This is a genomic window from Micromonospora sp. NPDC047074 (genome assembly GCF_040643815.1).
GTDB lineage: Bacteria > Actinomycetota > Actinomycetes > Mycobacteriales > Micromonosporaceae > Micromonospora.
Genome location: NZ_JBEYVB010000030.1, coordinates 1 through 20,380, shown reverse-complemented (window position 1 = coordinate 20,380; position 20,380 = coordinate 1). Strand labels below are relative to the sequence as shown.

At 74.2% G+C, this 20,380-nt stretch carries 6 protein-coding genes; all 6 read right to left on the bottom strand.

The genetic code is table 11. From position 1 onward, the window contains the following. Window positions 1-92 precede the first annotated feature (92 nt). The 6 genes from ABZ809_RS25830 to ABZ809_RS25805 all read right to left on the bottom strand — a co-directional run bounded on the left by ABZ809_RS25830 (window position 93) and on the right by ABZ809_RS25805 (window position 20,365). A complete protein-coding gene (locus ABZ809_RS25830) occupies window positions 93-1,265 on the bottom strand; it encodes a class I SAM-dependent methyltransferase (protein ID WP_357565187.1) in 1,173 nt (390 codons plus the stop codon). A 38-nt stretch (window positions 1,266-1,303) separates the two neighbouring features. Further along, window positions 1,304-2,110, bottom strand: a complete 807-nt coding sequence (locus ABZ809_RS25825) for an alpha/beta fold hydrolase (RefSeq protein ID WP_357565186.1) — start codon at window positions 2,108-2,110, stop codon at window positions 1,304-1,306. A gap of 27 nt (window positions 2,111-2,137) precedes the next feature. After that, window positions 2,138-3,073, bottom strand: a complete 936-nt coding sequence (locus ABZ809_RS25820; protein ID WP_357565185.1) for a TauD/TfdA family dioxygenase — start codon at window positions 3,071-3,073, stop codon at window positions 2,138-2,140. Window positions 3,074-3,168: 95 nt separating this feature from the next. Beyond that, on the bottom strand, window positions 3,169-4,641 hold the full coding sequence (locus ABZ809_RS25815) for an MFS transporter (protein ID WP_357565184.1): 1,473 nt from the start codon (window positions 4,639-4,641) through the stop codon (window positions 3,169-3,171). Continuing rightward, window positions 4,638-5,621 (bottom strand): ornithine carbamoyltransferase, encoded by a 984-nt coding sequence (locus ABZ809_RS25810; protein ID WP_357565183.1) that lies wholly within the window; start codon window positions 5,619-5,621, stop codon window positions 4,638-4,640. Before ABZ809_RS25810 ends, ABZ809_RS25815 begins: the two co-directional genes overlap by 4 nt. Further along, window positions 5,621-20,365, bottom strand: coding sequence for an amino acid adenylation domain-containing protein (locus ABZ809_RS25805; RefSeq protein ID WP_357565182.1), 14,745 nt, complete (start codon window positions 20,363-20,365; stop codon window positions 5,621-5,623). The genes ABZ809_RS25810 and ABZ809_RS25805 overlap by 1 nt, the downstream gene beginning before the upstream one ends. Between the last annotated feature and the right edge of the window lie 15 nt (window positions 20,366-20,380).

The window sequence follows — 20,380 nt, the reverse complement described above, 5'->3', positions numbered from 1 at the left end:
GCCCCGGCCCGGGCCGTCCGCCGTGCGCCGGCCGAGATGGGCCGGCGCGGCGGACGCGGCCCTGGTCCGGGGCGCACGGCGCGGTCGGTTCGTCAGCGGGCCGGGCCGGTCCCGCCGGAAGCCGTCGCCACGAACATGGTCTGCACCTGCTCGCCGCGGCCCGGCACGGCGTGCGTCTGCACGTCGACGAAGCCGGCCCGGCCCAGCGCGGCCCGCCAGCCGGCCACGTCCAGCAGCGGGGACGACTCGATGCGCGGCTCGTCGTCCGTGTGCCGCCACCAGCCCTCGGCCAGCCCGAAGGTCAACGTGTTGTAGTCGAGGCGGCTGGTCATCTCGTTGACCACCAGGATGCCGCCCGACTTGAGCAACGAGTGGCAGTGCCGCAACGCGGTGGAGATCCGCAGCGTGGCGTGCAGGACGTTGCTGGCCAGGACGACCTGCATCGAGCCGGGTTCGAAGCCCTGCTCCTCGGGCGCGCTCTCCACGTTGTACCGGGCGAAGTCCACATAGGGTCGAGTCGCCCCAAAGCTCCGCCGCCCCAGCCGCAGGAACGCCGGGCCCACGTCGGTGTAGAAGTAGCGCAGCCGCTCCGCCCGGTCCGCCAGGGCGTCCAGCACCGGGCCGGTGGTGCCACCGGTCCCCGCCCCCACCTCCAGGACCTGCGCGTAGGAGCGGGGGTAGCGCCGGAGGAACTGCGCCACGTGCTCGTGCACCTGCGCCGCGCAGAGCCGGTTGTAGAAGTCCAACTGGACGTTGTCCCGGTAGATCGCGGAGACCAGGTCCGGCGAGCCGCCCGGAAAGAGCACCTCGTTCGCCGGCCGCTCGCCCCGCACCACCTCGACCAACTGCGTCTGGCAGGCGACCAGCAGCGGCACGTACCCGGCTGCCTCCGGGTGCTCCCGCCGCAGCGCCGTCGCGGCCGCGTCGATCGCGTCGTCCTCGGCGAGCCCGGCCACCTCGGCGACCCGATCCGTCACGGTGAGCCGGTCGCCGTGCCGGCGCAGCAGATCGGTGCGCTCCAGAATGTCGAGCAGGGCCTCGCCGAGCTGCTCGTATCCGGGAGCGGCCCCGAGCCGGGCCAGGACCTCCTCCCGGCGGGCTGTCGCCCCGCGAACCGGCAGGACGTCCGCGGCGGCCAGTCGGGCCGCCAACAGCCAGTGGCCGAAGCCTGTCACCGCGTCGAAGTCGATCCGGAACCGCGCGTAGCGTTCCCGGTCGAGGTCCACGAGCGGCGACGGCGTCGCCTCGACGTCCAGTTCGGTCACGATGTGCCCTCCATGGTGCTCTACTACGGTGGTGCCGGTCAGGTCGGGCTCGCGGCCACCGGGGCCGCTACCCGTGGTGCGGTCAGCCGGGCGTCGAGCTGCGCGGTCAGGTCCGCGAGCAGGGCCGCCTGGGCCGGCACCAGGTAGAAGTGGTCACCGGGGAAGGCCCGCAGCCGGAAGCCGCCGGTGGTCAGCTCCGCCCAGGCGGAGACCGACTCCGGATCGCAGGCCGGATCCCCGGTGCCGAGGTACGCCGTGATCGGCGCGGACACCTTGCGCGGCTCGCACGGCAGGTAGTCGCGGATCAGCCGCAGATCCGCGCGGAGCATCGGCAGGACCAGTCCCCGCAGCTTCGGCGAACGGAAGGCCGCCGCGTCCACCTCGCCGAGCGCGGCGACCCGGGAGAGGAACTCCTCGTCGTCGAAGTCGTCGGGATCCTGGTCGAGCCGGGTGACGTGCGGTGCGCCGTGCCCCGAGAGGAACAGGACCGTCGGCACGATCCCGAACCGTTCCTCGATCCGGATGGCCACCTCGTAGGCGACCGACGCGCCCATGCTGTGGCCGAACAACGCGAGCGGCCGGTCAAGGTACGGGATGAGCGACTCGGTGATCCGGTCGGCGAGCGGGTCCATCCGGTCGACGCAGGGTTCGGCGAGCCGGTCCTGCCGGCCGGGGTAGCGGACGGCGAGCAGGTCGACGGAGTCCGGGAGCCGGGCCGCCCACGACTGGAAGAACCCGGCCGTCCCGCCGGCGTGCGGTACGCACACCAACCGCGCCTCGGCGTGCGCACCGCCCCGGAACACCCGCAGCCACGGATCGCCGCCCACCGGGCGGTGCTGGGGCATCAGGGCCACCTCCCTCGGACGTGGCCCTCAGTCCGACATCGCCACCAGTACGCGGCGGTCACCCGTGTACGGGCGCCGGCCGTGCGCGGTGAGCACGTTGTCGATCAGCAGCAGGTCGCCGACGCGCCAGTCGACGTCGATGGCCGCCTCCAGGCCACGGTCGCGGATCTGGGTGACGTACTCGTCGGGAATCGGGGAGCCGTCGGCGAAGGTCACCGACTGGGGCAGCTCGTCCGGGCCCATCACCTGGGTCATCACCTTGGCGATGTCGTCGTCCAGGCCGGCCGGGTGCCACTGGTCGGCCTGGTTGAACCACACCTCGGCCCCGGTGACCGGGTGCCGCAGGGTGGACGCCCGCAACTGGACCACGCGCAGTCCGTCGGCGGTCCACTCCCAGGTGGCCCCGGCGCCGGCGAGGAACTCCTCGACCTCGTCACGGCTGTCGGTCTCGAAGGTCTCCCGCCAGCTCTTGCCCAGCCCCATGCCGTCATGCAGGTTCTGCTGGTAGCGCAGCCCACCGGCGAAGTCGGCGCGCAACTGCGGGTCCAGCGAGTTGAGCCACAGTTCGGCGTCGACGACCGGGGTGGCACCGCCGGTCTCGGCGGCGATCTGGCAGAAGAAGAGCAGCCGGGCCGGCCACTGGGCCGCGTACGACAGCTCGTTGTGCATCGAGATGGTGTACCGGGACGGGTACTCGGTGGAGGTGTAGACGTTGCGGCCCACCTTGGTGCGGGGCGAGTTGCCGTGCACGTACGCCAGGCGCCTGGGCAGCAGCAGGTCCATCACCGGGTCCAGGGTCTCCGGCCGGACCCCGAAGCCACGGAAGACGAGCGCCTTCTCGGCGGTGAGCACCTCCGTCAGGTCCAGCTCGCTGAGGTGGCCGACCAGACCCTCGGCGGTCGGCGCGCAGCCGGCACTCTCCGGGGTGATCTCCAACGGCTTCCAGCTCGCGTGCTCGGTCATTCCAGGGCTCCTCACCGTCCCGGGCTGTCTGATCCGCCCCAGGGTCTGCTGCTTGGCTATATTTCGGCCATATCGCTGGCCGCCGGCCGTCCGGCTCATCCGGACCGCGCCACGCGCGCCGCCGGCTCCGCCTCGACCCGATCGGCGTCGGCGCGTTCGGTCTCGGCGCGCTCGGCCTCGGCGCGTTCGGCCTCGGCGCGTTCGGTCTCGGCCCGCTCGGTCTCGGCGCGTTCGGCGTCGGCGCGTTCGGCCTCGGCGCGTTCGGCCTCGGCGCGTTCGGCGTCGGCGCGTTCGGCCTCGGCGCGTTCGGCCTCGGCGCGGGCGCGACCGCCGAAGCCGAGCACCGCGAGCACCGCGATCACTCCCATCGCCCCGCCCACGATCAGCATGGCCTTGGTGATGCTCGTCGAGTCGAGCAGGAAGCCCGCGAACAGCGCCCCCAGCGAGTTGGCTCCCGAGCTGAGCAGCATGACGATCGAGCCGGCCCGCCCGCGCAGGTGGTCAGGTGCGCTCTGGAGCACGTACAACATCCCGGCCACGTTGCTGATGCCGGCGCCGTAGTGGATCAACGCGAAGATCGCGCCGACGACGACGAGTCCCGGCGCCAGCGCGAGTCCCGGCGCCAGCGCGAGCAGCGGCATCAGCACCGCCCAGGCGATGTTGACCCCCATGATGATCCGGCGGATCCCCCACCGGCTCAGGTAGAAGTTGCTCGTCATCGCGCCGGCCATGCCGAAGACGCTGTTCACCACCACCAGCATCCCGAGCATGGGTGGCGAGCCGCCCTTGTTCTTGACGATCACCACGAGGCCCAGGCCCAGCACCTGGAACAGGATGTTGCTCGCCGCGAAGAGGCCGAGGGCGCGGCGCAGGTAGAGCTGGCCCCAGACGAAGACGAAGCCCTCCCGCACCCGGGCCAGCAGGCCACCAGGCTCGTCCGCGCGCGCCTTCGGCGCCTGCAGCTCCCGCCGCACGAACAGCAGGGTGACCAGCGAGATCACGTGCATCAGCACGGCGAAGCCGAACGGCGCCCAGCGGGTCAGCGCGTACAGCAGGGTGCCGGCCGGCTGGCCGAGGATGCTGGCCGCGTTGGCCCGCGACTCGTTCGCCGCCGTCGCGGCGCCGTACCTGTCGGCCGGGACCACGTTGAACACCGCGGCGCGTTCGGCCAGGGCGTAGCAGATGCCCAGGCTGGCCTCCACGAATGCGACCGCCATCAGGTGCGGCAGCCACACCGAGTCCCGGGCCACCGCGACCGCGACGCTGCCGATCGCGACGATCCGCCCGATGTTGCAGAGCACCATGGTCCGCCGGCGGTCCCAGCGGTCCACCAGCGCCCCCGCCGGCAACTGGGTGATCAGGTTGGGCAGCAGCGCGGCGAAGGTCACCAGGCTGGCCGCCGTGGCCGAGCCCGTGGACCAGTAGACCAGCAGGGTGTAGCTGATCGAGGTGGCCCGGGAACCCAGCGCGGAGACCCCGGAGCCGACCCAGAGCAGCAGGAAGTCACGGTTGCCGGTCAGGCGCCCCGGCTGCCGGGGCGTGGCCGCGGGGTGCCCGACCGCGCTCACGCCGGATGCCCGAGGGGCGAGGACTGGCACCAGTCGAGCACGGCCATCGCGCTGTAGAGCTTGTTCTCCGCCTGCTGGAAGGCGATGCTGGCCGGCCCGTCGAGCACCTCGGCGGTGACCTCCTCCCCCCGGTGTGCCGGGAGGTCGTGCATGAAGACCGCGTGCGGGCTGCGCCGCCACAGCTCTCGGTCCACCTGGAACGGGGCGAAGCGCAGCCGCCAGTCCGGGTCGGGCTTGCTGGTGCCGGTGGTCTGCCACCGGGTGGTGTAGATGGCGTCCAGGTCACCCGGCACGTCGTCCATGTCGTGCCGCTCGACGATGCGGGCGCCGCAGCGCTGCGCCTGTGCCCGCGCGACCTCCGCGATCCCGGCCGGCAGCCCGTACCCCGCCGGGGTGCGCAGTTCGAGTTCCACACCGGGGAACCGGGTCAGCGCCAGGGCCAGCGCCGTCGCGGTGTTGTTCGCCTCGCCCACGTAGAGCAGCCGCAGGCGCTCGATGCGTCCGAAGCGCCGCAACAGGGTGGTCAGGTCGGCCAGCGCCTGCGTCGGATGCTCCTCGGCGCTCATCGCGTTGATCACGGCCATCCGGCCCTGCTCCGCCCAGTCGCGCATCTCCCCCGGGTCCGCGGCGGTACGCGCCACCAGCACGTCGAGCATGCCCGACAGCACCCGGCCGGTGTCCGCGCTGGACTCCCCGGTGTTGACCTGGAGATCGTTCGGCCCGTACTGGATGGTCCGCGCGCCGAGCCGCAGCGCGGCGACGGTGAACGCGGTCCGGGTCCGGGTCGACGTCTTCACGAAGTAGGTGCCGACCACCCGGTCCGCCAGCGAACTGGCGGACTCGCCGGCGGCGAACCTCGCCCCCCGGGCCACGATCGAATAGAGATCGTCGTCGGTCAGGTCGCGGATCGACACCAGGTGCCGCACCTGCCGGGCCGGTGGGTCGATCACCGCCGCGGGGATGCTCGGTACGGTCGTCATCACATTTCCTCCGTCAGTCCCATGTCGGACGCCAGCAGCGACATGACCTCGTAGCCCGCGTCGCCGTTGGTCAACAGCACCAGCCCGGCCCCGTCGGGGACCCGACCGGCGGTGAGCGCCCGGTAGCCGGCGGTGCGGCCCCGGTGGGTGAACTCCACCTGCGCGCCGGTGGGCCCGTCGATGCGGTCCACCATGCAGCCGAGCCCGAAGATCCCGCCCGGGCCGGTGGTCAGTCGCGCCACCGCCAGCTCCTGGCTCAGCAGGGCCGGGCCGCCCCGGTGGGCGGTGTGCAGTTCCCTGGTCAGCCGGGCGAGGTCGGTCGCGGTCGTCCAGAGTCCGGCCGCCGCCTCGTCCGTGCGCACCTGCCAGCCGCCGGGGACCGGCTCGCCCCGCTCGTCGTGCCCGACCGCCACCGGCCGGCCGGATGTCTCGGGGAAGCCCTGGTCGAAGCTGCTGGCTGTCATTCCCAGCGGCGCGAAGACCAGCTCGGCCATCAGATCGGCGAACGGCGTCGCGGTGGCGTCCTCCATGAGCTGCTGCACCACCACGAAGTGGCTGTTGCGCTCCACCGCGACCGGGTCGGGCGCGTCGAGCGCCCGGATCGGGTCGCTTGGCACGCCCCGCCCGTGCAGCAGGTCCGACAGGGTCGGCACGGGACCGCCGCGCGGGTGGCCCGTGCTGCCCGTCGGGGTCAGCCCCGCGACGTGGCTGAGCAACTGCCGCAGGCTCACCGGCCGTTCGGTGGGCAGCTGCCACGACTTCAGGTACGCGTTGACGTCCGCGTCGAGCTGGAGCTGCCCCCGCCCGACCAGGGCCAGCGCGCCCACCGCGGCGACCAGCTTGCTGACCGAGCCGACCTGGAAGATCGTCTCCGGGGTCACCTCGGCGCCGCCGCCGGCCACGCAGTGCCCGACGGCGCGGACCTCCACCACCTCACCGTCGGCGAGCACGGCCAGCGACGCGCCGGGCACCCGGTGGGCGGCGAGCAGCGGCTCGATCGGCGGCAGCACCACCGCGGCACGCGCCGGGCCGGACCGCAGCGCCGCGTCGCCGGAGCCCGCCGAATTGGCCGGGGCGAGCGAGGCCGCCAGGTCGGCCAGCGTCCGGTCGAGCATCGCCGCCCGCAACGTCAGCGGGACACCGGCCTGCCGGGCCGCCGTCACCACCGGCACGACCAGCAGCGAATGCCCGCCCAGGGCGAAGAACCGGTCGTGCCGGCCCACCCGGTCGATCTCCAGGACCCCGGCCCAGATGTCGGCGATCAGCCGCTCCAGCCCGGGGCGGGGCGGGGCGTGGTTGGCCGCCCCGGCCAGGCCCACCGGGGGCAGCGCCCGGCGGTCGACCTTGCCGTTGGCGTTGAGCGGAATGGCCGGCACCGGCACGAAGACGCTCGGCACCAACTGGCTGGGCAGCCACCGGGCACAGTGCTCGGCCAGGTCCGGCGCGTCGCCGACGTGGTAGGCCACCAGGCGGGGGCCGCCCGGGCCCGCCGGGTCGACGGTGACCACCGCGTCGTGGACGGCCGGATGCGCGACCAGCACCGCCCTGACCTCGCCGGGTTCGACCCGGTGACCCCGGATCTTCACCTGGTCGTCGGCGCGGCCGAGCAGGTCCAGTTCGCCGTCGGGAAGCCAGCGGCCCAGGTCGCCGGTCCGGTACAGCCGCCCGCCGCCCGCGCCGAACGGGTCGGGCACGAACCGGTCGGCGGTCAGGCCCGGCCTGCCCGCGTAGCCCCGGGCGAGGCCGGGGCCGCCGAGGTGGACGTGCCCGACCACACCGACCGGCACCGGCCGCAGGTCGGCGTCGAGGACGTACGTCCGCATCCCGGCCATCGGCCGGCCGATCGGCGCCACGTCGGTCGGCAGCGGCCCGGTGACGGGATACCGGCTGACCGCCACGGTCGCCTCGGTGGGCCCGTACTCGTTGAGCAGCACGCTGTCCGGCGCGAGCGCGTGCCAGCGGTCGCAGACCTGCCGGGTCAGCGCCTCGCCGCCCAGCACGAGCAGCGGGGTCAGCGCGGCGGCCCGCTCCGCGTCGAGCTGGCGGGTCAGCAGGTCGAGGTGGCCGGGGGTCAGCTTGACGAAGCTGAACGGGCCGGCGGCGGCCAACCGGGGGCCGAGCTCGTCCAGGTCGGCGTCGGGCGGCAGCAGCCAGAGCCGCTGCCCGGTGACCAGCGGCGCCCAGATGCTGGTCACCACCATGTCGAACGCGACCGACGAGAAGAGCGCGGCGCCCCCGGTCGAGTCTCCGACGAGTTCCTCCGCCGCCCAGCCGAGGTAGTTGGCGAGGCTGCGGTGGGTGATCTGCACGCCGTTGGGCCGGCCGGTCGAGCCGGAGGTGAAGATGACGTAGGCGAGGTGGTCCGGGTCGGGTCGACCGGCCGGCGCGTCGGCGGGGTGCGCGGCGATCCGGTCGGCATCGCGGTCGAGCAGCACCAGCTCCAGGCCGGGGAACCGGTCGGCGTAGGCAGCCGAGGTCACCACCACCGTCGCTCCGGCGTCGGCGAGCATCGCGGCGACCCGCTCGGCCGGGTGGCCGGGGTCGATCGGCAGGTACGCGCCGCCGGCCCGCCAGACCCCGAGCAGGGCGGCGACGAGGTCGGCGCCCCGGTCGAGCAGCACGCCCACGACCCGCTCCGGGCCGACCCCCGCCGCGCGCAGGTGGTGGCCGATCCGGTTGGCCGCCGCGTCCAGCTCGGCGTAGGTCGTACCGTCGACGGCCTCCGCGTCGGGGGTCGCCGCGGCCCGCGCCGCCACCCGGGCCGGCACCAGGTCCACGCACCTCGGCGCGGCCGACGAGTTCCAGCCCACCAGCACGTCGTGCCGTTCCCCGGCGGGCAGGTACGTCTCCCGGGGGTCGCCGTCGGGGTCGGCCACCATGGCCTCCAGCACCAACCGGTACATGCCGGCCAGCCGCGCGGCGTGGGCCCGGCCCATGGCGTGGCTGTCGGTGCTCAGTTCGAGCCGGCCGGCGCCCGCGGCGACGGCGAGTGCGAACTCGGAGGTGCTCGCGCCGATCCGCTCCACGGGTGCGGTGCGCCCGCCGTCGACCTCGGTGAAGTCGAGGTAACTGAAGTAGACGTCGGTGAGGCCCGCGCCCCGGCCGGGGGTGCGGATGGCCGGCGCCGGGTAGCGCCGGTGCGGCCACAGGTCGGCCTCCCGGGCGTGCACCCGCTGCACCAGCTCCCGCCAGCTGCCCGCCGTCCGGTCGTGCGGGAACGGCAGGGTGTTCAGCGACATGGCGTAGACCCGCTCGCTGCCCACCACGTCCGGCCGGGTGTTGCAGACCAGCCCGCTGTAGAAGGCCGGCTCGTCGGTGAGCTGGCTGAGCACCTTCAGGTGCGCGGCGTGCAGCACCGCCTTGAGCGAGACGCGGGCCGCCGAGGCCAGGGCCCGCAGCCGCGGCTCCAGGTCCGCGTAGGACACCACCTCGGTGTACGGCTCCCGGGCGGCCGGCGCGGGCGGCGCCCACGCGGCCGGGAGCAGGAACCTCGGGTGCCGCTCCACCACGTCCTGCCAGTAGCGCTGGTCGGCCGCCGAGTCCAGGGCGCGCAGCTCGCCGGCGACGAAGTCGGCGAACCGCACCCCGGGCAGGGCGGCGACGTCGGGCTCCCCGCCCGCCCGCCGGGTGTGGTACCGGTCGAGGATCTCCATCACCAGGGCGTGCAGGCTCCAGCCCTCGATGATCACGTGGCAGATGGTGAGCACCAGCCGCCAGCTCCGGTCGGTCTCCAGGCACACGGTGAACCGCAGCAGCGGCGCCCGCTCGACGTCGAACAGCTCGCCGTACTCCTCGCCGACGAGCCGGCGCACCAGGGCCGTCCGGTCCGCCTCGGCCAGCCCGCGCAGGTCGCGGGTGTGCACCGGGACGTCCACCGCGCGGTGCACGAGCTGCATCGGCACCGAGTAGCCGCTCGTGTCCACCGAGGTACGCAGCACGTCGTGCCGCACCACCACCTCGTCGACGGCGGCCCGCAGCGTCGCCAGGTCGAACGGCTCGTCGTCGGGGATCAGGAACGAGACGACGTTGTGGTAGTGGTTCTGGCCGTTGTCCGCCAGCATCTCCAGCAGCATCCCGAGCTGCACCCGGGACAGCGGGTACGCGTCGTCCAGCCCGTCGGGCAGCAGCGCCCGGTCGGCGGGGGCGACCAGCTCGAATGGCTCGACCGGGCGGTCGGTCGGCTCCGGCGCGTCCCGGCTCGCCAGCACCTCGCAGAGCGCCCGGACGGTGGGGTGCCGGAAGATGTCCGCCACCGTCACGTCCAGCCCGGCCGAACGCATCGTGCCGGCCAGCACCAGCGCCGTGATCGAGTGCCCGCCGAGGTCGAAGAAGCCGTCCTGCACGCTGACCGCCGGCAGGCCCAGCACGTCGGCCCAGACGCCGGCGACCCGCTCCTCCAGCGGTCCCGCCGGGGCGACGAAGTCCCGGCCCGAGACCGGGGTGCCGCCCGACGGCGCGGGCAGCGCCCGCCGGTCCAGCTTGCCGCTGTTGTTGCGGGGCAACTGGTCCAGCGCCACGAACGCCGCCGGGATCATGTACTCCGGCAGGGCGCGCGCCAGCCGCGCGCGCAGCGGCCCGACCTCGGGCAGTTGCCCGTCGCCGGTCACCAGGTAGGCGGTCAGCCGGGGATCGGCCGGGTCGTCCGCGCGGAGCACGACGACCGCCTCCCGGACGCCGGGCACGGCGGTCAGCGCCGCCTCGATCTCGCCCGGCTCGATCCGGTAGCCGCGGATCTTCACCTGGTCGTCGAGCCGGCCGAGGAACTCCACGCTGCCGTCGGGCAGCCGGGTCGCCAGGTCGCCGGTGCGGTACATCCGGCTGCCCGCCGGGCCGTACGGGTCGGGCAGGAACCGCCGCGCGGTCAGGTCGGGCTGGTTGAGATAGCCGCGGGCCACCCCGTGCCCGGCCAGGTACACCTCGCCGGGAACGCCGATCGGCGCCGGGTGGCCGTACTGGTCGAGCACGTACATCCGGACCCCGGACAGCGGCCGGCCGATCCGGCTGCCCACGCCCGGCGCCAGGTCGGCCCGGGTGATCCGGTGGTAGGTGGAGTAGACGGTGGTCTCGGTGATCCCGTACATGTTGACAAGCGCCGTGCGGGCCAGCCCGAGGCGGGACGCCCACGGGGCGAGGTCGGCGAAGTCGAGCTTCTCCCCCGCGATCACCACCGCGCGCAGCGACAGCTCCCGGATCCCGGGGGCGTCCTCGGCGGCGAGCCGGACCAGCCCGCGCAACGCCGTCGGGGTCTGCGCCAGCATGGTGACCCGCTGCGTCACCAGCAGGTCCAGCAGGTCCTGCGGCACCCGGGCCACCTCGCGGGGCACGAGCACCAGCCGGCTGCCGTGCAGCAGCGCGCCCCACAGCTCCCAGACCGAGACGTCGAAGGCGTACGAGTGGAACAGCGCCCACACGTCGGTCTCGTCCACCGCGTAGTGCTCCTGTGCGGCGTCGAGCAGGCGCAGCACGTTGGCGTCGCTGACGCACACGCCCTTGGGCCGGCCGGTCGAGCCGGAGGTGTAGATGACGTAGACCAGGTCGTCCGGGTCGCGGGCGATGCCCGGGTCGGTCTCCGGCTGCCCCACCAGGTCGTCGCCGTCGAGCAGCACCCGCCGCCCGGCGAAGCCCGACAGCGCCTCCTGCTGGGCGGAGGTGGTCACGACGGTCCGCACCCCGGCGTCGGCCAGCATGTAGCCGAGCCGCTCGGCGGGCTGGGCCGGATCCAGCGGCAGGTACGCCGCGCCGGCCTTGAGCACGCCGAGCAGCGCGGGCACCAGGTCGGCGTCCCGGTCGAGGCAGACCCCGACCACGGTCTCCCGGCCGACGCCGGCCGCGCGCAGGTGGTGCGCCAGCCGGTTGGCCGCCGCGTCGACCTGGGCGTAGGTCAGCTCGACCGCGCCGGCCACCACCGCCACCGCCTGCGGGTCGCGGGCGAGCTGGGTGTGGAACAGTTCGACCATGGTGCCCGTGACCGGCTCGTCCGCGCCCTGGTCGGTGACGCCGAGCAGCCGGTCCCGCTCGCCCCCGGGCACGCAGACCGCCTGGCAGTCGCCGTCGGGGTCGGCGACCATCGCCTCCAGCACCGCCCGGTACATGCCGGCGATCCGGTCCAGGTTGGCCTGGCTGACCAGCCCCGCGCGGGCGGAGAGCGCGTAGCGGCCGCGCTGGGCGAAGCAGGAGAGGTCGAACTCGGTCGCGCCCTCGCCGGCCGCGCCGGTGATCACCGGGCCGGACTCGTCGCCCTGCGCGGCGCGGCTGAAGTCCTGGTAGTTGAACAAAATGTGCAGCAGCCGGTGGCCGGCCTCGCGCTGCATCTCGGCCAGCGGGAACCGCCGGTGCGGCCACAGCGCGACCTCGCGGTCGAACACCGCGGCGACGAGGTCCCGCCAGCTGCGGGCGGACCGGTCGTAGGGGAACGGCACCGTGTTGAGGTACATGCCGTGCACCCGGTCGGCGCCGAGCACCTCGGGCCGGGCGTCGCAGACGAGGCCGGCGTGGAAGACCGGCTCGCCGGTGAGCTGGCTGAGCACCTTCAGGTGCGCGGCGTGCAGCACCGCCTTCACCGACACGTCGGCGTCGCTGGCCAGGGCGCGCAGCGCGTCGTCCAGGTCGGCGAAGTCGACAGTGGCGTCGACGGTGGCGTCTGGCTCGCCCGGCTCGCCCCAACCGGTGGGCAGGGTGAACGGGGCACGGCCGTCCCACACCGACCGCCAGTGTTCCCGGTCGGCGGTCGACTCCAGCGCGGCGACCTCGGCGGCGATGAAGTCGGCGTAGCGCACGGCCGGCAGCTCGACCGGCGCCGGGGTGCGGCCGTCGATCCGCTCGGCGTAGCCGTCGAGCACCTCGGCGACCAGCCGCGCGCTGCTCCAGCCCTCGGTGACCGTGTGGCTGATGGTGAAGGTGAACCACCAGCTCTCGTCGCTGTCCACGTGCGCCGTGACCCGCAGCAGCGGCGCGACCGACACGTCGAACGGGCGGGCCCGCTCGGCGGCGACGAACTCGGCGAAGAGCGCGGCGTGCCGATCGGCCGGGATGCCCCGGCCGTCCTCGACGCGCACGTCGGGTGCCGCGTCGGCGTGCACGAGCTGCATCGGCACCGAGTAGCCGACCAGGTCGAACGACGTACGCAGGATCTCGTGCCGGGCGACCACGGCGTGGACCGCGCCGCGCAGCGCCCCGGCGTCGAACGGCCGGCCGTCGCGGACCTGGTGGGCGAGGACGCTGTGGTAGACCGCGCGATCGCCGCTGACGGCCGACTCCACCAGCATGCCGAGCTGGGTGCGCGACGCCGGGTAGGCGTCGACCAGGCCGGCGGGGAGCCTGTCCCGGTCGGTGGCGCCGATCAGCGCGTACGGGGCGACCGGGGAGAAGTCCTCGGAGTCGGTGTCGGTCAGCGCGGCGACCAGCCGGCGGACGGTGCGGTGCGCGAAGACGTCCCGCACGCTGGCCGGGTGGCCGGCGGCCCGCAGGGTCCCGACCAGGGTGACCGCGAGCATCGAGTCGCCGCCCAGGTCGAAGAAGCTGTCGGTGACGCTGACCTGCGCGACGCCGAGCACCCGCGCCCAGATCCCGGCGATCTCCGCCTCGACGTCCCCCGTCGGGGCCTGGTACTCCCCGGTGGCGTACGAGCCGGCGTCGGGGGCCGGCAGCTGCCGGCGGTCCACCTTGCCGTTCGGGTCCTTGGGGATGGCGTCGACGGTGACGTACGCGGCCGGGACCATCGCCTCGGGCAGCGCGGCGAGCAGCCGTTCGCGCAGCCGGGCCGGTGCCGGGGCGTCGCCGGTGGCCGGCAGCACGTACCCGACGAGGGTGCGGCGGCCGTCCTGCTCGCGGACGGCGGCGACCGCGTCGGCCACGCCGGGGCAGGCCCGCAGGGCCGTCTCGATCTCGCCCAGCTCGATGCGTACGCCGTGCAGCTTGATCTGCGAGTCGAGCCGGCCCAGGAAGTCGACAGTCCCGTCCGGCCGCCACGCTGCGGCGTCCCCGGTGCGGTACAGCCGCGCCCCGGGCTCGCCGTACGGGTCCGGCACGAACCTCCCGGCGGTCAGGCCGGGCCGCCCGAGGTAGCCCCGGGCCAGCCCCGTCCCGCCGATGCACAGTTCACCGGGCACGCCGACCGGCACGAGGTCGAGCCGGTCGTCGAGGACGTACAGGCGCAGGTTCGGGTGGGGCGTGCCGAGCGGCACCCGGGACAGCCCGGTCAGGGCGTCGGTGGTGCACTGCCAACTGCTCACGTCGACGGTGGCCTCGGCCGGGCCGTACGTGTTGTGCAGCTCGCAGCCGGGCAGCGCGGCCAGGAACGCCCGCGCCACGTCGACGCCGATCTCCTCGCCGCCGACCGCCACCGACCGCAGCGACCGGCACCCGGCCAGCCCTTCGGCCAGCAGCGCCGGCAGCATCGACGGTACGAAGTGGACGGTGGTGACGCCCTCGGCGGCCATCAGCCCGGCCAGGTACGCGGGGTCGCGGTGCCCGCCGGGGCGGGCCACCACGATCCGGGCGCCCGCCGACAGGGCCGCGTAGACCTCGCCCGGGGAGACGTCGAAGCCGATCTCGGTCTTCTGCAGCACGACGGCGTCGCCGTCCAACCGGTAGACCTGGGCGCCGACGTGGTCGGTCCGGTTGACCAGGGCCCGGTGGGACATCAGCGAGCCCTTGGGGCGGCCGGTGGAGCCGGAGGTGTAGATGACCACGCTGCCGTTGTCCGGGTCGGTCAACGGTTCCGGGTCGGTCGGCGGCTGGCCGGCCCAGGCGTCCGGCTCGTCCAGCAGGACGACCGTCGCCGCCACCGGCGGCAACTGCGCCCGCAGCTCGGCGGTGGTCAGCAGCACCGGGGCCGCCGCGTCGGCCAGCATGAACGCCAACCGCTCCGCCGGGTACGACGGGTCCAGCGGGAGGTACACCCCGCCCGCCTTGTGCACCGCCAGCATCGCCACGACCTGCTCGACCGACCGGTGCGCACACACCCCGACCAGGACCTCCGGCCCCACCCCCAGCTCCCGCAGGTGATGCGCCAGTTGGTTCGCCCGACCGTTGAGCTGCCCGTACGAGAACGACACGCCCTCGGACGTGATCGCCACCGCGTCCGGCCGCCGCGCCGCCTGCGCCTCGAACGCCGCCGGCAGGTACCCGCCGACCTCGGCGGTGCGGCCCGGGGTGAACCGGGCGACCTCGGCCCGCTCGTCGGCCGGCAGGCAGGGCGCCGCCGCGTCGCCGCCCGGCGTGGTCACCATCGCGGTCAGCACGTGGCGGAACATCGCCCCGATCCGCACCAGGGCGGCCGGGTCGGCGATCCGGCTGTCGCTGACCAGCCGGACGGTGCCGCCGCCGGCCCCGACCGACAGGCCGAACTCGGTGGCCCCGGGGCCGCCGACCTCGACGGCGTCGGAGCCGGACGCCTCGACGGCTGCGCCGCCGTCCTGCCGGGTCTCGACGTAGCCGAAGACGACGTCGATCGGGCGGGAGCCCGCACCCGCCATCCGCTGCACCGCCGGCAACGGATACCGCCGGTGCGGCCACAACTCCACCTCACGGTCGAACACCGACCGCACCAACTCCCGCCACGAACCCGCACCACGCGCATACGCGAACGGCAACACGTTGATGTACATCCCGTGCACCCGCTCCGCACCCCGCACCTCAGGACGCGCGTCACACACCAGACCCGTGAAGAACGCCGACTCACCCGTCAGCTGACTCATCACCTTCAGGTGCGCCGCGTGCAGCACCGCCTTGACCGAGGTGTTGGTGTCGCTGGCGAGCCGCCGGAGGGCCGCGTCCAGGTCGTGCACGTCCACCGTGTACCGGCAGACCGAGGCGGGGCCGGAGCGGTCGCCGAAGGCGTCCGGGAGGGTCAGCTTCGGCCGGCCGGTCACCGCCGCCCGCCAGTAGTCGGCCGTCTCCGGCGAGCGGAGGGCCGCCAGCTCACCGGCGACGTGGTCGGCGTACCGGACGGCGGGGGGCTCGTCCTGCTTCGGCGTCTCGCCGCGGCTGCGCCGCCCGTACTCGCCGAGCAGCTCGGCGAGCAGGGCGTTGAGGTCCCAGCCGCCGGTGATCAGGTGGCTCACCGCGAGGGTCAGCCACCAGGCCCCGGCGCCGTCGGCGTGCGCGGCGACCCGCAGCAGCGGCGCCGGGGCGTCCAGGTCGAACGGGGTACGCCGCTCGGTGGCCAGGTGCTCGTCGTGGCCGCCGGCCGGGTGCACGGCGACCGGCACGGCCACCGTGGCGCGGACCAGCTGCATCGGCACCGAGTAGCCGGTCAGGTCGACCGAGGTGCGCAGCGTCTCGTGCCGGGCGACCAGCGCGTCGACCGTCGCCTGGAGCGCGGCGGCGTCGCACGGGCGGCCGTCGTCGACCCGGATCGCCTGCACGATGTGGTACAGCGACTTGCCGGGGTCCTTCTGGATCTCCACGGCCATGCCGACCTGGGCCTGCGTCGCCGGGTACGCGTCGACCAGCCCGGCCGGCAGCGCGGCCCGGTCGGCGGCGTCGATCAGCGCGTACGGCTCGACGGGGCGAAAGGCCTCCTCCTTGGGGGTCTCGGCCTCGGCGAGGGCGGCGACCAGGCGGCGGATCGTGCGGTGCGCGAAGATGTCCCGCACGGTCACGTCGTGGCCGGCCGCGCGGAGCGACCCGACCAGGGTCACCGCGGTCATCGAGTCGCCGCCGAGGTCGAAGAAGCTCTCGGTGACGCTGACCCGGTCGAGGTCGAGCACCCACGACCAGACGCCGGCCATCGCCGACTCCACCGGGCCGTTGGGCCGCTCATAGCGGCCCCGGGCGTAGGACCGCGCGTCGGGCGCCGGCAGTTGCCGCCGGTCCACCTTGCCGTGCGGATCGACCGGGATGGCGTCGATGGTGACGTAGGCGGCCGGCACCATCGCTTCCGGCAGCTCGGCCAGCAGCCGTTCCCGCAGCTCGCCCGGGGTGGGCGCGGAGCCGCCGTCGGCGACGAGGTAGCCGACGAGGGTGCGCCGGCCGTCCTGCTCGCGGACGGCGGCGACCGCGTCGGTCACCCCGGGGCAGGCCCGCAGGGCCGTCTCGATCTCGCCCAGTTCGATGCGTACGCCGTGCAGCTTGATCTGCGAGTCGATGCGGCCCAGGAAGTCGACAGTCCCGTCGGCCCGCCACGCCGCCGCGTCCCCGGTGCGGTAGAGCCGCGCCCCGGGGGCGCCGTACGGGTCGGGGACGAACCGCTGCGCGGTCAGCCCCGGCGCCCCGAGGTAGCCCCGGGCCAGCCCCACCCCGCCGATGCACAGCTCGCCGCGCACCCCGACCGGGACCGGTTGCAGGTGCTCGTCGAGGACCCGGACGGTGAGGTTGGTGAACGGCGTGCCGAGCGGCACGCGGGACAGCCCGGCCAGGGCGTCGGTGGCACAGAGCCAACTGGTCACGTCGATGGTGGTCTCGGCCGGGCCGTACGTGTTGTGCAGCTCGCAGCCGGGCAGCGCGGCCAGGAAGGCCCGCGCCACGTCGACCGCGATCTCCTCGCCGCCGACCGCCACCGACCGCAGCGACCGGCAGCCGCCGATCCCCTCGGTGAGCAGCGCCGACAGCATGCTCGGCACCAGCTCCACGGCGGTGACGCCCTCGCGGACGATCAGGTCACGCAGGTACGCGGGGTCGCGGTGCCCGCCGGGGCGGGCCACCACGATCCGGGCGCCCGCCGACAGGGCCGCGTAGACCTCGCCCGGGGAGACGTCGAAGCCGATCTCGGTCTTCTGGAGCAGCACCGCCCGCTCGTCGAGGCGGTTGATGTTCCGGCCGGCGTGCGCCGAGCGGTTGACCAGGGCGCGGTGCGGCACGACGACGCCCTTGGGCTGCCCGGTCGAGCCGGAGGTGTAGATGACGTAGCAGCCGCTGTCGCCGTGGGTGAGCGGCTCGGGGTCGGTGGTCGGCCGGCCGGCCCAGGCGTCCGGCTCGTCGAGCAGCACGGTGGTCGCCTCGGGCGCCTGGAGCTGCGCCCGCAGCTCGGCGGTGGTCAGCAGCACCGGCGCCGCCGCGTCGGCCAGCATGAACGCCAACCGCTCCGCCGGATACGACGGGTCCAGGGGCAGGTACACCCCGCCCGCCTTGTGCACCGCCAACATCGCCACGACCTGCTCGACCGACCGGTGCGCACACACCCCGACCAGGACCTCCGGCCCCACCCCCAGCTCCCGCAGGTGATGCGCCAGTTGGTTCGCCCGACCGTTCAGCTCGCCGTAGCCGATCCGCCGGTCGCCGCAGGTGAGGGCGACCGCGTCGGGCCGCCGCGCCGCCTGCGCCTCGAACGCCGCCGGCACGTAGCCGCCGACCTCGGCGGTGGCGCCGGCCGACCAGCGGTCGATCTCGTCGCGCTCGGCCGCCGGCAGCCGGACGGCGAGCGCGTCGCCGTCGGGGTCGGCCACCATGGCGGCCAGCACCTGGCGGAACATCGCGCCCATCCGGGCCAGCGCGGAGGAGTCGAAGACGTGGCTGTCGGCGACCAGGTCGAGGAAGCCGCCGGCGGCGGTCACCTGGAGGGCGAACTCGGTGCCGCCCTCACCGGCGATGGCCTCGAAGTCGACGGACTCGTCGGCCACGGCTCCGGCGCGGCGGAACTCGGTGTAGTCGAAGACGACGTCGATCGGGCGGGAACCCGCACCCGCCATCCGCTGCACCGCCGGCAACGGATACCGCCGGTGCGGCCACAACTCCACCTCACGGTCGAACACCGACCGCACCAACTCCCGCCACGAACCCGCACCACGGGCGTACGCGAACGGCAACACGTTGATGTACATCCCGTGCACCCGCTCCGCACCCCGCACCTCAGGACGCGCGTCACACACCAGACCCGTGAAGAACGCCGACTCACCCGTCAGCTGACTCATCACCTTCAGGTGCGCCGCGTGCAGCACCGCCTTGGGCGACACGTCGAGGGTCGACGCGAGCGCGCGCAGCTTCGGCTCCAGGTCCTGGTAGCTGACCCGGGTCCGCAGGCTCTCCCGGGGGCCGTCGGGTCGGCCACAGCCGTCCGGGGTGGTGAAGCCGGCGTAGGTGTCGACGACGCCCCGCCAGTACGCCTCGTCCTCGCCGGCCTCCAGCGCGGCCAGCTCGGCGGCGACGAAGTCGGCGTAGCGGACGGCGACCGGCTCCGGCGTCTCGGGCACCATGCCGGCGCTGCGCCGCTCGTAGCAGCCGATCAGCTCGACCAGCAGGGCGTTCAGGTCCCAGCCGCCGGTGACCAGGTGGCTCACGGAGACGGTGAGCCACCAGCCCTGGTCGTCGGTGCGGTGGGCGGCGACCCGCAGCAGCGGCGCCGGGGCGTCCGGGTCGAAGGGCCGGGCCCGCTCGGCGTCGACGTACGCCCGCAGCCGGGCCTCGACGTCCTCGCCGGTCAGCTCCGTCACCCGCACGTCGACAGGCGCCTCGGCGTGCACGAGCTGCATCGGCACCGAATAGCTGGTGAGGTCGAACGAGGTACGCAGCGTCTCGTGCCGGCCGACCACGTCCCGCACCGCGGCCCGCAGCGCGTCGGCCGAGAACGGCCGTCCACTCCGTACCCGGAAGCAGCGGACGATGTGGTAGAGCGACTTGTCCGGGTCCTTCTGCATCTCCACGGCCATGCCGACCTGGGCCTGCACGGCCGGGTAGGCGTCCACGAGGCCCTCGGGCAGGGCGGCCCGGTCGGCGGCGGTCAGCAGCGAGAAGGGCGCGACGCTCTTGAAGGCCGGTGCCGCCGGTGCGGCGTCCTTGCCGGAGAGGTGCCCGGCCAGGGCGGCGACGGTGCGGTGCAGGAAGACGTCCCGGACGGCCACGCCGAGGCCGGCCGCCCGCAGCGCGCCGACGAGGGCGACCGCGCGCAGCGAGTCACCGCCGAGGTCGAAGAAGCTCTCCTGGGTGCTGACCTGTTCCAGGTTGAGCACCTGGCCCCAGATCCCGGCCAGCTGGGCCTCCAGCTCGGTCGACGGGGCGACGTACGCCCGCTCGGCCGGCACCGCCGCCTCCCAGAGGGCGGCGCGGTCGACCTTGCCGTTGGCGTTGAGCGGGATCGCCTCGACCGCCACGAACTCCGCCGGGATCATGTATTCCGGAAGCTGCTTCGCGCACCGGGCCCGGATCCGGTCCAGCAGGTCGGGGGCCGCCGCGCCGGCCGGCCGGTAGAACGCCACCAGCCGGGCGTCGCCGTCGGCGGCCGAGCCCGAGACGAGGGCGACCGCGTCGCCGACGCCGTCGACACCCTCCAGCACCGTCTCGATCTCGCCCAGCTCGATCCGGTAACCCCGGATCTTCACCTGGTGGTCGACGCGACCGACGAACTCGACCGCACCGTCGGGCAGCCGGCGCACCAGGTCCCCGGTCCGGTACATCCGCGACCCGGCCCCGGCGAACGGATCCGGCACGAACCGCTCCGCCGTCAACCCCGGCTGACCCGCATAACCACGTGCCACACCCACGCCGCCGACATACAGCTCACCGACCACACCCACCGGCGACAACTGCTGGTCCGGGTTGAGGACGTACATCGTCATCCCCGGCAGGGCACGACCGATCGGCACCACCGGACCCGCCTGCTCCACCTGGACGGGGAAGATGCACGTACCCACACTCGCCTCGGTCGGCCCGTACTCATTCACCAACCCACCCGCACCAAGCAGGCCCAACCAGCGATTCGCCAACGCCGCCGGCAACGCCTCACCAGCAACCACCACCACCGGCGCCAACGACGACAACGCCTCATCCGACAACTGCCGACCCAGAATCTCCAAATGACCCGGCGTCAACTTCAAGAAACTGAA